Consider the following 14,688-nt stretch of genomic DNA (forward strand, 5'->3'; position numbering starts at 1 on the left):
CGCATGAGCCGCTCAGGCCGGATCGACCGGGATCGTAGCGTCGTCGCGGTGCCGCGAGTCCTTGGCCCGGAACCGGACGAGCCTTCGGTCCGTGCTCGCCGCGGATGCTGGGGGAATGAGGGTGAAGGCCATCACGATCCTGGACGGGTCAGCCGCCCCGTTGCGGACGACTGCGGTCACGTCATCGTGCGCCTTGCCCTCGACCACCGGATAGAGCAGGACGACTCCCGTCGTGGGGCCCAAGGCGGACTTTCCGGGGGCGGAGGCGGCTTCGTCGATGAGTCGCTGGGCCGCCAGCCGGTGCTCGACGCCGGCAATGCGGCCGAAGACCGTCTTGCCGGCCTGCAAGCGCCGTCGGACCAGAGACAGCGGGACCGAGCCGAGGATGCCTGCCTCTACGCGAGCACCGGAGGTGAGGCGTGGAGAGATGAGCAGCCAGTTGTCGACCTTTGCCAGCGTTCCGTCGAGCTGGCGCAGATACGTGAGGTGTGGGTCGAAGTACTGTGGCCGCTCCCACTCAAGCTGGGACAGCACCTTGACGAGATCAGTGTGGCTGACGGTGCCGGTCAGGGCCTCGAACTTGCGGTCAAGGGCGCTGGAGGCGTCCGGGGGGTTGGTGAACAGCCTCGGCGTCGCGTCGAGGACGTCCAGCAGGGGGCGCCAACGCTCGGTGTTCCGCTTCAGTGCGGCGCGGTCCAGCGGGTATGAGGCAGGCTCGATGGGACGGCCCGGCGAACGGATCTCCACGAGCTCGGCGTTGAACATCTTGTTGCGAGCTGAGGGCTTGATCCACGGAAGGTGCTGTGCCACCAGAGGAGGCACGTCCCGGGGTGTGATCTGCGGTACGCCGTCCACCATCTCGGCATACCGGGCGAGCTGGTCCCGGAAGGTCTCCTCGTCCCGGCAGATACCTTCGTACGCTTCGTAGAGGTCCACCGACTTGTCCCGGCCGAACTGCTCCTCGCGGCCGATGTAGAGCCGCACGAGGTCCCGGTAGCCGGGCCGGAACCCGAACCAGCGCCCCATCTGCATGAGCGTGTCCGCCTGCTGCGTGGTCCGCCGGTAGTAGGTGACGGTGAGGCCCTCCACAGTGAAGCCCCGGGAGAGCTTCGTGCCGCCCACGAGGATCTTCCAGACGTGCGGGGTCCGGTCGAAGTCGAGGTCGAGCTGGTCGAAGTAGAGGTCGGTGTCCCCGTTCACGACGACTACCGGCTGGCCGCCCGAACCGATGCGCTGCCGCGAGGCGTTCACATACGGACGCAGTTCCTCGTACGAGGACGGCGTCGGCAGGTCGGAGGCGCGAGCCTCGCTCACCGGGGCGAAGTCCGATTCCCACAGGTCAGCGAGACGGGCGTGGCCCGCCGTGGAGCTGTAACCGGCCTGGTGCCACATGGAGTTGATACGCAGCGCCAGTTCGGCGTGATCGTCCTTCCGCACGGACTGATGCACCAGCATCGTGTGGTGACGGAAGGGGCCGTCGGGTACTCCGTGATCAGCGCGGTAGAGCTTCAGGGCGCCGGAGAGGACGAAAGAGTCCATGGCTTCTTGCAGGCGGTCACCCGTGGACTCGTAGATACCCCGGACATGGGCCTTCTCCTGCGAGTTGGCGTAAGTCCGTTCGTTGAGCGGGATCGCGGAGTCCAGGTCGTGGAAGTCCTGGGCGCCCATGTATCCGGAGGGACGGGGCAGGGAGATGAGGAAGTCGCTCGGGAAGATGTCCTGGTCGTCTCCGGGGTCGACGAAGACGTTGGCGAACGGCGTCGCCGTGTACCCGACGTACTGGGCGCGTGGCAGCAGGCCCAGGAGGTCGGATATCAGCTTGTTGATCGCGGTGCGGTCAGTGCTGCCGCGCTCCCACTTCTTCGGGTCCGAGGTGTTGATGGATGCCTGGTCGGACTCGTCGTCAATGATCAGGGCCGGGAGTTCCCCGAGCAGCCCATGAATCTGCTTGAGGTCCTTCACCAGCTTCTGAAGTACCGACTTGTTCTTCTTCACCACCAGGACCCGGGCGGCTGCGTGATGAAGGTTCGCCGGGTCGCAGAGCGGGAGCGTCGGCTCACGCTTCTCGAACTCCAGGGCCCGGATGCCCTGAGCCAGGCTCTTGTAGTCCTTGTCGCGGGTGGTCAGACGCTCAATGTCGAAGGCGCCCAGCACAGACGGCCGGCCTCCGTGCCGCACGAAATCGGGCCAGTCCTCGTCTCCGTCGCCGACGTAGTCGACACCCACCAGGGAGTCGAGGTCGTCGGGGTCCGCGCCGCGCAGGATGTTCTCCTGGCCGATCAGCTCCATGTCGATGCGGCGCTGTGTCTGGGCGCGCAGAAGATTGAGCGTTCCGCCGAGGACGATGACGAGGCGGTAGCCGGCGTCGATCGCCTTGGCGGTGACACCAGTGAAGTTGGCCGTCTTGCCGGACTGTACGTAACCGACGACCAGGCCCTTCGCCTGCCGGGCCTCGGCCTGCTCCGGATCGGCGAGCCGCTCGACGACCGCCCGGCTGGCCTCATCCAGGCTCGCGACCGCGGAATCCGACCAGCCCTTCGCGCGGAGCTTGCGCTCGTAGGCGGTCCAGTAGAAGGACCGGGCCGCCGCGCGCTCAGGCGTGTACCACGGGGTGAACTCCTTGGTGATGACCGTGGGGCCGGGCAGCTTCGCGACGGGTACGGCGTTGTCGAGCGCCTTGCGCAGATCGCTGCCGAACCGGAGCCGCTCATAGATCGCGAGGCGGCGTTCGTCAGTGCGCGCAGGACTGTCCTGCGCCCACTTCGGGCCCTCCGCGAAATCCCAGGCAGTCAGATGTCGGCTCCACAAGGTGATCAGAGCCGGGTCCCCGCTGATGAGGGCCGCCCGGAAGTGCTCCTCGCTGAGGTCGGCGTCTGGGTAGTCCTCGTCCGCGGCCAGGGCAGCCCAGCGCGCGAAGTGCTTGGGAACACTGCCCATGCCAGCCAGTGCGGACGTGTGGATGTCCAGGAGCACATTGGCCGGGGTGTAGCTCATGCGAAATCCTCAATCACGGATCGTGAAGCCAGTTCCTGTTGCCCCGACTTGGTCAGGACCCTGCCTGGGCGCGACGTGCGCGGTGTGCCTCGGCGGAGGCGAGAAGGATGGTGTTCCAGTAGTCGACGCGGTCCTGTCGGCTGCGTTCCCAGCGCCCTAGGCCGAAGCAGTCCTCAAGGAGCAGGTAGAGCAGCGTCTTGGTGACGGGCGCGTCGTTGGCTCCACCGCGCCTGCCGTCGTTGAAGTCCTCCCGGAACTCCTTGTTCAGTACGACGCTGTTGTTCTCCCGGTCCAGCTCGAAGAACCGGTCGCGGGGAAGCGAGCCCCAGCTGAAGGAGATCGGCTCCTCGCCGGGCTTCTCGGGCAGCTCTTCCTTGATGACCCTCTTGACCTTGGGGTCCAGGCCCTTGCCAGGCGGGGTGACCGCCTTGCGGACGATTTCCGTGCGCTTGGAGCCGTCCCGGTACGCGTTCTCCGCGTCAGACAGGTACTGGTGGAAGGTGTGCCCGTCCGCGTCGACCGCCTTCTCGACGCCCAGCGTGAAGGCCGGCGTGACGGTGACGTTCTCCTTCTTGACGTCGAGGCTCAGCACACTGTTCTCCTGAGCCGGGAGGTCCACCGCCACCCGGGCCAGGACCAGGTGTCCCTCGGGGTTACGCAGACCGTTCCAGCCTCCCGCCTGGACCAGGCGGTTATGACGGTAGAAGTAGAAGCCCTGCCGGTCCGCCAGGGAACCGATCTGACGGAAGCCGGCCTGCTTGGACTTGGCGGGCCAGATGTGGGCCGTGAGCCGCATCTCGCCAAGCCCCTCGACCGGCGCCGTGAAGACTTTCGGATACCCCTTCTTGCCGGGGACCTTGTATCCGAAGGGGTCCAGGGCTTCCACAGCGATGTGGTCTACCTCCTCGCCGATGCCGCCCTCGCCGCCACTGCTTATGTCCCACACGGCGATGTCCAGCTTCAGTCCCTGCTGGAGGAAACGGTGCAGGTAGAGGCCCAGGTGGGTCTCCAGGCGGGAGATCGCCTTGGACAGGTAGTGATCGCTCTGGCCCCGGGTGACCGTCTCGAAGGCGCGTACGCCGTCCCACCGGACGATCGTGCCCTGCCACTCGATGACTCCGTCGTACCGGTCGACGAGGTCCTGGGCGTAGCGCGCGTCGACCGTGTCACAGCGGAAACCGTCCGCGATGCCCTCCGCCGTCAGGCGGCGGCCCGCGGCACGGCTGCGCTTGGTGCGGCTGACGACAGTGAGGGAAGAGGCGTGCGAGAGCGACGCTGCTTTGAGGCCGGTGCCGTACATGCCAAGGGCACTGTCGTCGTACTCCCGGCGCCGTCCCACGGTCATCGCCGCATCAAGGCCGGCATCGTCCATGCCCCGGCCGTTGTCGATGATCAGGAGCGTGAGGATCCGCTCCGAATCCCGCAGGAAGTGCACAACGATCTTGTCGGCGCCCGCGTCGATGGAGTTGTCGATCAAGTCGGCGACGGCGACCTCGAACCCGTAGCCCTGGTTGGTCAGGGCCCTTCCGTAGCCGGCGTCTGGTGGAAGATGCGTGCTTCCGGTCGTGGGTACGTCGTACTGCCAGACGGAGCCGGGCTGGTAGGGCATCACATTCCTCAAATGCACAGCTCAGGGTGCCAACGCGCAGTGGCAGCCCATCAGGTCAAACGGGTGAATGTGACCGTACTGCAAAGGTTGGACATACGGGAGCGCGGATTGTGAAGTGGGTTGATTATTCCCTTATTTACCAGCTCTGATCGGGTGTACCGCAGCGTCAGCGAGCGGCCACCCTGTCCTGCTGCTTACATGGACCCATGACCACCAATTCCGTCACCGCAGAGCGTCGTATCGCCGCAGCTCAGGGCGTTGTGTGGGAGGTCGTGACCGATCTGCGGGGGATGGAGCGGACGCTGAGTGGGGTGTCGAAGGTCGAGGTGTTGGCCGGGGAACAGTTCGGGGTGGGGAGCCGGTGGCGGGAGACTCGGCGGATGTTCGGGAAGGACGCCACCGAGGAGATGTGGGTGACCGAGTGCGAGGCGCCCGAGCGGTATGTCGTGGAGGCCGAGTCGCACGGGACTCACTACGTCTCCGAGTGGGTCCTGCGTGCGGACGGGCCGATCACGACTACCGTCCGCATGACCTTCTCGGGGACTCCTACGGGCGGGGCCGCGGGGTTCCTGGCCAAGGTGATGGGGCGGCTGGGGGCGGGCGCGGTCAGGAAGGCCATCGCCAAGGATCTGGAGGACGTGGCCGCTGCCGCCGAGGGAAGGTGACTTCCCGTAGCCCCTGCTACTCCGACCCGTGGCAGTCCCCGTACGTCCCGCCCGAGCCGCACCAGCACGCCGACCCCCGCTGCGGCGGCCACTGCACCGCTCGGCCCCTCGCCGCCAGCGTCGTCGCGTACTGGGGGAGGAGGGACACCTCGCCGGGGGACGCGGCCTCCGACGCCGCGAAGGCCTCGTAGGAGGGGACCGTGCCGGTCACGATGCCCAGGTTCGGGGTGCCGGAGGCGGCCAGTTCGCGGAGGGAGGACTCTATGGTCGCCAGGTGTGCCTCGTGGGAGGGGTACTCCGCCGACAGGGACGGGTACGCCTCCAGGAGTTCGGTCAGTTCCGCCTCCGGCCAGTGCAGGACCGCCACCGGGAACGGGCGGGACAGGGCCTCCCGGTACGCGCCCAGTTCCGCGCGCAGGCGGCTGATCTCCGCCTCCAGTTCCGCCGGGTTGTTCGAGCCCAGGGACCACACGCGCTTCGGGTCGTGGAGTTCGTCCAGGGAGACGTGCGAGGACGGGGGCGCCTGGGAGAGGTGCACCGTGTCCGCCAGGGTGTCCCAGTCGTCGTGCGGCGCGCCCAGCATGCGGCGCACCCGGTGGCGGCCGTAGAGGAGGGGGTGGGTCGCGTACGGCGGTTCCGGTACGTCGGTCAGCAGCAGCCGTACCCCCTGCGTGAACGTCTCGTGCGCCGTCTCCAGCTCGTCGTGGGACTCCAGGGCCTCCGCCACGATCACCCAGGGCGCCGGGTCCCGGGGGGCCGCCGCCCGGACTCCGTCGATGATCGCGCGGGCCTCCGCCTCGTGGCCGTACTCCCACAGGTTCGACGCCTTCAGGGCGCGTACCAGGTGCGGGTTGTCCAGGGAGGAGACGGAGGACAGCAGGCGGTCGTAGAGCGTGCTCGCGGCGGGGCGGTCGCCGGCGAGTTCCAGGTGGGCCGCCGCCTGGAGGAGCAGGGCCTCGGCGTCCTCGGGATACAGGCCGGCGGTCCGCTCCAGGCGTGCCGCTTCGGCGGTGTGGTCGACGTTCTCGGCAGGCGTGTCGGGGCGCATGAGGGACACCGTACTGCGGGGGCCCGGCGAGCGTGAGGTATGCGCAGGCCAGGCCGCCCGCAGGAGATCAGATCGTCACCCCGTCCACGTGCAGTGTCTGCACCGCGCCCGCCGCGAACGGCACGCTCACCGTTTTTCCGCTCAACCGGGTGTCCGTGTAGGCCCGGTACATGTCGCCGCCGCCCGTCACCGTGTTCCAGCGCGGGACCACCCCACCCGATCCGCCCGTCACCGTCGTGAAGCGGGAGAGGTCGAAGGTCAGGGTCTGGGGGGAGGACGAGGTGTTCACGGCTACGAGCACGAGGCGGCGCGCACCCGCGTCGTACGCCGCCGCCGCGTAGCTCACGCCCGTGTCCAGGATTGTCATCCCCGGGCGGATGTGGCGGCTGAACTGGGCCATCACGTAGTACTTCGGCTGTACCGTCGTCGGCTGGAGCGTGTTCGCGTCGTACGCGATCATCGCCCAGCCCGTCGACGGGTCCATCACCTGCCAGTAGCACCAGGCCGTCGGGTGCAGCCAGCGGAAGTCGTAGCAGAGGTTGCGGGCCATGCTCAGGCCGCTGCCGTCGCTGTCGCCCGTCTCGGAGTTCCACAGTCTCTTGCCCGCCGTGGTCACCACGTCCGTGTGGAGGAGGTCCCGTCGGCCGCCCGTGCCCTGGTAGCCGTGCACGTTCACCTGGGACACCAGTGCCCTGGTCGACGCGCCGAAACTCGCCCATGTGCTGCGCGCCGTGTCGTAGTTCGTCTCGTCCGAGGCGGAGATACGTACGGCGTTCAGGCCACGTTTGTCCAACTCGCTGCGCAGGTACGGGAGTACGGCCGCCTGTACCGCCGGGTCCAGGTGGCAGCCCTCCTGTGTGCCGGTCGCCGTCCACCACGTCGACGCAGGTTCGTTGAAGGGGTCCACCGTCGCGAAGTTCACGCCCCAGTCGGTACGGGCGCGCAGGGCGACCGCGGCCAGGTGGGAGGCGTGCTGGCGGTAGTTCCAGCTCTGGAGGTTGTTGCCGCCGTCCGCGGCGCCGGACGGGTTGTGGTTGTAACACATCCACCACATCGGGGAGTTGGCGAAGAGTTCGGTGACCGCGCCCCGCTGCACCGCCTTCGTCAGCATCGCGCGCTGTGTCGCGTCCGCCGTCCAGTTCCAGGCCGAGGACGTGGGGTCCTCGTTGTTCCAGTCCTGCCAGTAGCCCTCGATCTGCTTGAACGCGGGGATGTTCGGCGATGCCACCATCCGCTCGCCGTTGACGCTGTTCCAGCCGCACGCGCCCAGGTTGTAGCGGGCGATGTTCAGGCCCAGGCCGGGCAGTGGCGTGCCGTTGTACGTGACCGACCTGGTGGTGAAGAACAGGTCGGCGAAGTCGTCCCGGGTACCGAAGACATTGCCCCACCAGGCCAGCGATGTGCCCCAGCCTTCCCAAGTGCCGTAGGTGGTGCCCGGGTTGACGGCGATCGTCGCGTCCGCGTGCGCGGTGCCCGTGGCCAGGACGCCGCCGCCGAGGACCGCTCCGGCCGTTGCTCCCAGCAGAGTTCTGCGTCGGATCATGATGCCTGTCCCCGCCCTCGCCGCTTCGACTGTCCCGTACATGCCATGAGGAAGCATCGGGGTGCCCCGCAGGGCTTGTCGAGGGTTGTGACACCCCTTTCTCAAACCGCTGTACGAAGCATCGAACGGGCCCGAAAACCTGGTGACTTCAGGCCGCCGCGCCTATCGTGCGGGCCCGCGGCCAAGGAGGCGTACGACATGCGCGGACCCCGCGTCGAGCGGCACGGCACGCGGCGCCGACGCGCCCTGCTCCGGCGTGCCCTGTGGACCGGCGGTGAACTCCTCGTCACCGTCGGCCTCGTCCTGCTCCTCCTCGTCGTCCACCAGCTCTGGTGGACCGACCGGGAGGCCAAGGCGGAGGCGCGGAGGGGGGTCGCGGCCCTTGAGCGGGAGTGGGAGCGCCGTCCGGAGACCCCAGCCCAAACACCCCGGGAACCCCAGGAATCCCCGAAGCCCACCCGTTCCCCACCGAAACAGCCCCGCCGAGCCCCCGCCTACGCCATCCTCTCCATCCCCGCCCTCCACCTCCGCGTCCCCGTCGCCGAAGGCGTCGACAAGGCCGGCGTACTCGACAAGGGCTACGCCGGCCACTATCCCCACACCCAACAGCCCGGCCGCCCCGGCAACTTCGCCCTCGCCGGGCACCGCAACACCCACGGCGAGCCCTTCCGGCGGCTCGACCGGCTCAGGGCCGGGGACGAGATCCTGGTGGAGACGGAGAGCGCGGTGTACACGTACGCCGTCGACCGGACCCTCGCGCAGACCTCCGCGCACGACACCGGTGTCATCGAGGCCGTGCCCCGCAGTCTCGTCCACCCCGGACGTGGGTACCGCGAGCCCGGGTACTACCTCACCCTCACCACCTGCACGCCCGAGTACACCTCCCGGTACCGCCTGGTGGTGTGGGGGACGTTGCGGGCCGTGCGACCGCGCTGAGGTATAACAAAGGGCAGAGCAACTGTTCGGCCAGGAGGGGGGATTGCGATGGCCACGCTGGCCGGGCGCACCGCGCGCCGCACCGCCCTCGTCCTTCTCGTCCTCCTCCTCGACGTCCTGCTCCTGGACTCGGGCAGCCTCTTCGCCACCGTCGCCCTCGCCGCGACGGCCGCCGCCGGTGCCGCGCTCCTCGTCTGCTCGGTCATCGCCGCGCGCTGCGCCCCCGCCGTACCGCCCACCCGGGTCCGTACGGCCATCCGCGACCGGGACCGGCGTACCGCCTTCCTGCCGCAGCGCGACCCCGACGCCAGGGGCCGCACCCGGCCACGGGCCCCCGGACTCGCCCTCCCGGCGACCGCCGCGTAGGGGCGCACCCTCAGCTGTGACCCCGCGCGGGTCGTCATGCCGCCATGTCCTCATCCCGGCACGACGAGACCCCCGGAGGGCTCACCCATGTCAGCTTTCGCCCGCCTTGTCGAGCAGCTCGCCGAGCTGCTCCAGCCCCTCTTCCACGGTTCCGCGGCCGCCGCCGCGATCGTCCTGTTCACCCTGCTCGTACGGTTGCTGGTGCACCCGCTCTCCCGCGCCGCCGCCCGCGGCCAGAAGGCCCGCGCCGAGCTCCAGCCGCGGATCGCCGAGCTGCGCCGCAGGCACGGGCGCAACCCCGAGAAGCTCCAGCGGGCCGTGCTGGAACTGCACGCCGAGCACAAGGTGTCGCCGCTGGCGGGATGCCTGCCGAGCATGCTCCAGCTGCCCGCGTTCTTCCTGCTCTACCACCTCTTCTCCAGCTCCGAGATCGGCGGCCGGGCCAATGGGCTCCTGGAGCACGAGCTGTTCGGCGCGCCCCTCGGAGGGCGGCTCGCCGGGGCGCTGAGCGACGGCGGTACCGCCCTGTTCGTCTACGGAGTGCTGTTCGCGCTCGTCGTGGTCGTCGCCCTCTTCACCTGCCGCCGCACCAAGGCGCAGCTCGCCGACAGCATGCCGCTGGACACCCCGGGCGCCGGGGCGATCAGCGCGGTCATGCCGTACGTCTCCTTCTTCACGCTGATCACCGTCGCCGTCGTCCCGCTCGCCGCCGGGCTGTACATGGTGACCAGCTCGACCTGGAGTGCCGTGGAGCGGGCGGTGCTCCACCGGAGCTGAGGCCTACGGTCCAGTACGTGAACCGGGTCTTGCGGAGTGGACCTCGGCCTTGGAGGATCGGCCAAGTCCTCCGGCAGCCGCACGCGTCGGCGGGCGCCCCCGCTATCGAGGGAGATGGTGACCATGAAGCTGCTGCGAGTCGGTACGGCCGGTGCCGAGAGGCCCGCGCTGCTCGACGCCGAAGGCGTGCTTCGGGATCTGTCGGGCGTCGTGCCGGACATCGACGGCGCGCTGCTCGCCGACGACGAGGCGCTCGCGCGGATCCGTGCCGCGGCCGGGGAGCTGCCGGTGCTGGACCCGGCCGGACTGCGGATCGGGCCGCCGCTCGGGCGGATCGGCAAGATCGTGTGCATCGGGCTGAACTACCACGACCACGCCCGCGAGACCGGCGCCGAGCCGCCCGCCGAGCCGGTCGTCTTCTTCAAGGCCCCGGACACGGTCGTCGGCCCGAACGACACCGTGCTGGTGCCGCGCGGCTCCACCAAGACCGACTGGGAGGTGGAGCTGGCCGTCGTCATCGGCCGGACCGCCCGCTATGTGGAGTCCGCCGAGGCGGCGCTCGGCCATGTCGCCGGGTACGCCGTCGCGCACGACGTCTCCGAGCGGGAGTTCCAGATCGAGCGGGGCGGGACCTGGGACAAGGGGAAGAACTGCGAGACGTTCAACCCGCTGGGTCCGTGGCTGGTCACCGCCGACGAGGTGCCCGATCCGCAGAACCTGTCGCTGCGGCTCTGGGTCAACGGCGAGCTGAAGCAGAACGGCACGACCGCCGACCAGATCTTCCCGGTCGGCGAAGTCGTGCGCTACGTCAGCCAGTTCATGACCCTCTACCCCGGTGACGTCATCAACACGGGCACGCCCGCGGGTGTGGCCCTCGGGCAGCCCGAGCCGAAGCCGTTCCTGCGGCCCGGGGACGTCGTGGAGCTGGAGGTCGAGGGGCTGGGCCGCCAGCGGCAGGAGCTCAAGAGCGCCTGACCCCTCGACATCCGGGTTCCTACTGGGACTTGCTGAGGTACTCCTCCAGCGCCTCCACCACGAAGCGGTGGTCCTCCAGTTGGGGCAGACCGCTCACCGTCACCGCGCCGATGACGCCGACCCCCTCCACCGTGAGGGGGAAGGAGCCGCCGTGCGCGGCGTAGACGTCGGGGTCGAGGCGGGAGGACTCCTCGAACGTCGTGCCCTTGGCCCGGGCCTTCGCGCCGACCAGGTACGACGAGGAGTGGTAGCGCTCCACCACCCGGCGCTTGCGGGCGATCCACGCGTCGTTGTCCGGAGTGGCACCGGGCAGCGCGGCGTGGAAGAGCTGCTGGCCCGCGCGGTGGATGTCGACGGCCACCGGGGCCTGGCGCTCCCGGGCCAGTTCCACCAGGAGGGAGCCGAGTCGCCAGGCGTCCTCGGCGGTGAACTCCCGGAAGACCAGGCGGCGTTCCTGCGCCTGGAGCTCTTCGATGGTCGGGGTGATCTCCGGGGTGAACCCGTTCTTGACCGTCACAGCGTCACCGTCACTCCGTCACGGGCCGAACGGCGCGCCGCCTCCAGCACATCGAGGGCGGCGGCCGCCTCCAGAGCGGTCACCGGGTTGGTGCCGCCCTCGGCGATGGCCCTGGCCACGGCCGCATAGTACGCGGGGTAGTCGCCGGGGAGGGTCGGTTCGGGGCGCCCGCCGCCGGTCAGCGGGGACTCTCCGGCGCCGACCCGGCCCCACAGCTCCTCCGGCTCGGTGCCCCAGCCCTCGCCGGGCAGCTCGCCGTCGCGCAGGGCCGCCTCCTGGGGGTCGAGGCCGTACTTGACGTAGCCGGCCCTGGAGCCGAGGACCCGGAAGCGGGGGCCGAGCTGGGCGGTGGTGGCGGAGACGTAGAGGTGGGAGCGGACCCCGTTGGTGTGGGTGATCGCGATGAAGGTGTCGTCGTCGGTCTCGGCGCCCGGACGGCGGACGTCGGACTCGGCGTACACGCTGGCGGCGGGGCCGAAGAGGACCAGGGCCTGGTCGACGACATGGCTGCCGAGGTCGTAGAGGAGACCGCCGATCTCCGCCGGGTCGCCGGACTCGCGCCAGCCGCCCTTGAGCTGGGGCCGCCAGCGCTCGAAGCGGGACTCGAAGCGCTGGACGTCGCCCAGCTCGCCCTCGGCGATCAGCTTGCGCAGGGTGAGGAAGTCGTTGTCCCAGCGGCGGTTCTGGAAGACCGACAGCAGCACCCCGCGCTCCTCGGCCAGCGCCGCCAGCTCACGGGCCTCGGCGGCGGTCCCGGCGACCGGCTTGTCCACGACGACCGGGAGGCCCGCCTTCAGGGCGGCGGTGGCCAGCGGGACGTGCGTCTTGTTCGGGGAGGCGATGACGATCAGGTCGAGCTCGTCGGCGCGCGCGAACAGCTCGTCGGGGCCGGTGGCGATCCGGACGTCCGGGTGCCCGGCGCGGGCCTGCTGCTGCCGCTCCGGGTTGGCGGTGACCACCGTGTCGAGGACCAGGCCCTCGGTGGCGGTGATCAGCGGGGCGTGGAAGACGGAGCCGGCGAGGCCGTAGCCGATCAGGCCGGTGCGCAGAGGTGTGCCAGTCATGGCTCCTACTTTCGCAACGCTGTTGCCAAAGTGCAAGCGGTGGGGAGAATGGGGGCGTGAGCAGGACAAGGGGAATCAGTGGCACGGGGGCGGGCGGCGCGGCGGCCGGGGTGAATCTGCCGGGGCTGCGCAGCCACAACGCCGCGCTGGTGCTGGATCTGCTGCGCACCGCCGGTCCGGACGGGATCAGCAGGCTGGAGCTGGCCGAGCGGATCGGACTGACCCCGCAGGCCGTCAGCAAGATCACCGCACGGCTGCGGGCCGAGGGCATGGCGACCGAGGCCGGGCAACGGGCGTCCACCGGCGGCAAGCCGCGTACCGTCCTGCGCCTGGTCCCGGAGGCCGGGCACGCGGTCGGCGTGCACCTGGACCGGGACGCGCTGCGGGCGGTGCTGGTGGACCTGACGGGGGCGGTGGTGGCCGAGCGGACGGCGCCGCTCGGGCTCGGCGCGGGCCGTGCGGCGGTCGTGGACGGTGTCACCCGGGAGGTGACGGCGCTGCTCGGGGAGCGGGCGGTCGGCGCGCTGCTCGGGGTGGGCGTGGGCCTGCCCGGCCCGCTGGACCACGCCCAGGGCGTGCTGCACAAGGTCACCGGATACCCCGAGTTCGACCGCTTCCCGCTCAGACAGGCCCTGGAGGGCGGGCTCGGGGTGCCCGTGGTGGTCGACAAGGACACCAACGCGGCCGCCCTCGGGCTCGCGGCCGGCGGTGCGGGGGAGTCCTTCGCCTATCTGCACTTCGGCGCGGGCCTCGGCGGCGGACTGGTGCTCGGGGGCGTGGTGCACCGGGGCGCGCGGACCGGGGCCGGGGAGTTCGGGCACCAGGTGATCCAGCTCGACGGACCGGTGTGCGAGTGCGGCAACCGCGGGTGCGTGGAGGCGCTGTGCCTGGCGGCCGTGGCCCGCGGCGACTTCGAGGAGGCGGCCCGGGTACTCGGCACGGGCGCCCAGAACCTGGTCGCGCTCCTCGACATCGACACGGTCCTGCTGGGCGGCCGTACGGTCGCGGCCCGCCCGGAGTGCTTCGTACGGGGCGTCGCGGACGTGCTCACGGAACGCGGCCGGAGAGTCGGCGAGGAGCCGGTCCCGGTACGGGTGGCACCCGGCGCGGGACGGGAGGTCGCGGAGGGGGCGGCGCAGCTGCTGCTGGGGCCGGTGTTCGGGCGGGGGGTCGGCTGAGGGTGAGGGGTGTTCGTTCGGGCGGGGGGTCGGCTGAGGCCGACCAGGCCGGGGGATCGGCTGAGGGGCCGACCCGCCGGGGGATCGCCTGAAGGGGAGGGGCGTCCGATCGGGCGGTTACGGAGGCGCGCCCGGTGTGGCGTACCCGAGCCCGGCCAGTCGTACGACATGGTCATGTGTCCATGCGACTGTTCACTCCCGCCTCCCTCGCCCGCTGCCGTTTACTGTCCCTGCCCGTCGCCCTCGCCGGTGCCGCGGGCCTGCTCCTGACGCCCGGAGCCGCCCACGCCGCCGACGCGGAGGACGCCTGTGCCGCGTCCGACGGGCGGGCCTTCCCGCTGAGCACCCGCATCCGGGGCGGGCCCAGGTCCTACGAGGCCGGGGGAGGGTACGGCACCTGGCAGTTGGAGCTGACCAACCGGACCGGCCGCACCTGCCGCAACGTCCACCCCGTCGTCGTGCTCGTCGACGAACGCCGGGCCCTCACACCCGCCCAGCCCCGGCTGGAGTTCTACGCCGGTGACGAGGTCCACCCCGTCCGCTTCGAACTCACCGACGAGCACGAACTCGTCGGCGCCTTCGACGACTTCCCCGGGTTCACCGTCGGCCCCCGCGACACCGTCACCGTGAAGGTGCGGCTCGCCGTCACCTCCGACGCCCGGCCCAACCGCGTCACCGTGAACGCCGCGATCGTCCAGCGCCACGACGACGACGGCGAGTGGATCGGGCAGTCCAACGACTACCGCTTCGGCATCGACACCGACCCGGAGACCCCGCTCGACCCGGAGGACACGGCGAGCCCGGCGGCCTCCACCGGGGCCACCCCGCCCCCGCGCTCCTTCGCCAACGAGCTTGCCAGCACCGGAAGTCCCACCGCGGCCGTCGCCGCCACCCTGGCCGCCGCGCTGCTGGCCGGCGGCGGCCTGCTGCTGCTCCTGCGTAAACGCCGCTGACCGCCGTGCGGCCTGCGAACTGTGTGATCGACGGGGTCAGGACGGCGACTTCCTGACTAGGCT

Annotated in this window: 13 protein-coding genes; 7 read left to right on the forward strand and 6 right to left on the reverse strand. The window is 70.3% G+C overall.

All coding sequences use genetic code 11. The features are described 5' to 3' along the window. Window positions 1-12 precede the first annotated feature (12 nt). The gene (locus GA0115233_RS15740) at window positions 13-2,994 is read right to left on the reverse strand and encodes a Z1 domain-containing protein (RefSeq protein ID WP_093720842.1); all 2,982 of its coding nucleotides are present in this window, start codon (window positions 2,992-2,994) and stop codon (window positions 13-15) included. A 52-nt stretch (window positions 2,995-3,046) separates the two neighbouring features. After that, complete coding sequence (locus GA0115233_RS15745; RefSeq protein WP_093720843.1) at window positions 3,047-4,603, reverse strand: ATP-binding protein; 1,557 nt, start codon at window positions 4,601-4,603, stop codon at window positions 3,047-3,049. A gap of 206 nt (window positions 4,604-4,809) precedes the next feature. Here GA0115233_RS15745 and GA0115233_RS15750 point away from each other — a divergent pair, with 206 nt between their 5' ends. Further along, on the forward strand, window positions 4,810-5,268 hold the full coding sequence (locus GA0115233_RS15750; protein WP_093720844.1) for an SRPBCC family protein: 459 nt from the start codon (window positions 4,810-4,812) through the stop codon (window positions 5,266-5,268). 16 nt (window positions 5,269-5,284) lie between these two features. Here GA0115233_RS15750 and GA0115233_RS15755 read toward each other — a convergent pair whose 3' ends face one another. Next, window positions 5,285-6,316: an SEC-C domain-containing protein gene (locus GA0115233_RS15755; RefSeq protein WP_093720845.1), complete on the reverse strand. Its 1,032-nt coding sequence runs from the start codon at window positions 6,314-6,316 to the stop codon at window positions 5,285-5,287. A 67-nt stretch (window positions 6,317-6,383) separates the two neighbouring features. After that, a complete protein-coding gene (locus GA0115233_RS15760; protein WP_093720846.1) occupies window positions 6,384-7,859 on the reverse strand; it encodes a glycoside hydrolase in 1,476 nt (491 codons plus the stop codon). A gap of 198 nt (window positions 7,860-8,057) precedes the next feature. Here GA0115233_RS15760 and GA0115233_RS15765 point away from each other — a divergent pair, with 198 nt between their 5' ends. The 4 genes from GA0115233_RS15765 (at window position 8,058) to GA0115233_RS15780 (ending at window position 10,913) form a co-directional block, all read left to right on the forward strand. Then, the gene (locus GA0115233_RS15765; RefSeq protein WP_093720847.1) at window positions 8,058-8,795 is read left to right on the forward strand and encodes a class E sortase; all 738 of its coding nucleotides are present in this window, start codon (window positions 8,058-8,060) and stop codon (window positions 8,793-8,795) included. Window positions 8,796-8,843: 48 nt separating this feature from the next. Beyond that, window positions 8,844-9,161, forward strand: coding sequence for a DUF6412 domain-containing protein (locus GA0115233_RS15770; RefSeq protein WP_093720848.1), 318 nt, complete (start codon window positions 8,844-8,846; stop codon window positions 9,159-9,161). An 87-nt stretch (window positions 9,162-9,248) separates the two neighbouring features. Next, entirely contained in the window at window positions 9,249-9,938 is a 690-nt protein-coding gene (locus GA0115233_RS15775; RefSeq protein WP_093720849.1) for a YidC/Oxa1 family membrane protein insertase, read from the forward strand. Window positions 9,939-10,061: 123 nt separating this feature from the next. Beyond that, window positions 10,062-10,913, forward strand: a complete 852-nt coding sequence (locus tag GA0115233_RS15780; RefSeq protein ID WP_093720884.1) for a fumarylacetoacetate hydrolase family protein — start codon at window positions 10,062-10,064, stop codon at window positions 10,911-10,913. A gap of 19 nt (window positions 10,914-10,932) precedes the next feature. On the opposite strand, the gene GA0115233_RS15785 is transcribed toward GA0115233_RS15780, so the two are convergent. Both GA0115233_RS15785 and GA0115233_RS15790 read right to left on the reverse strand, forming a co-directional pair. Then, entirely contained in the window at window positions 10,933-11,430 is a 498-nt protein-coding gene (locus tag GA0115233_RS15785) for a heme-degrading domain-containing protein (RefSeq protein WP_093720850.1), read from the reverse strand. Beyond that, the gene (locus GA0115233_RS15790) at window positions 11,427-12,494 is read right to left on the reverse strand and encodes a Gfo/Idh/MocA family oxidoreductase (RefSeq protein WP_093720851.1); all 1,068 of its coding nucleotides are present in this window, start codon (window positions 12,492-12,494) and stop codon (window positions 11,427-11,429) included. Before GA0115233_RS15790 ends, GA0115233_RS15785 begins: the two co-directional genes overlap by 4 nt. Before the next feature lie 56 nt (window positions 12,495-12,550). On the opposite strand from GA0115233_RS15790, the gene GA0115233_RS15795 reads away from it, so the two are divergent. Both GA0115233_RS15795 and GA0115233_RS15800 read left to right on the forward strand, forming a co-directional pair. After that, window positions 12,551-13,672, forward strand: coding sequence for an ROK family transcriptional regulator (locus tag GA0115233_RS15795; protein ID WP_093720852.1), 1,122 nt, complete (start codon window positions 12,551-12,553; stop codon window positions 13,670-13,672). A 182-nt stretch (window positions 13,673-13,854) separates the two neighbouring features. Beyond that, window positions 13,855-14,625 carry an LPXTG cell wall anchor domain-containing protein gene (locus tag GA0115233_RS15800; protein ID WP_093720885.1) on the forward strand — a complete coding sequence of 257 codons (771 nt, stop codon included), beginning with the start codon at window positions 13,855-13,857 and terminating at the stop codon, window positions 14,623-14,625. Window positions 14,626-14,688: the final 63 nt, after the last annotated feature.

Origin of the sequence: Streptomyces sp. DI166, from assembly GCF_900091315.1 — a bacterium.
Lineage (GTDB): Bacteria > Actinomycetota > Actinomycetes > Streptomycetales > Streptomycetaceae > Streptomyces > Streptomyces fuscus.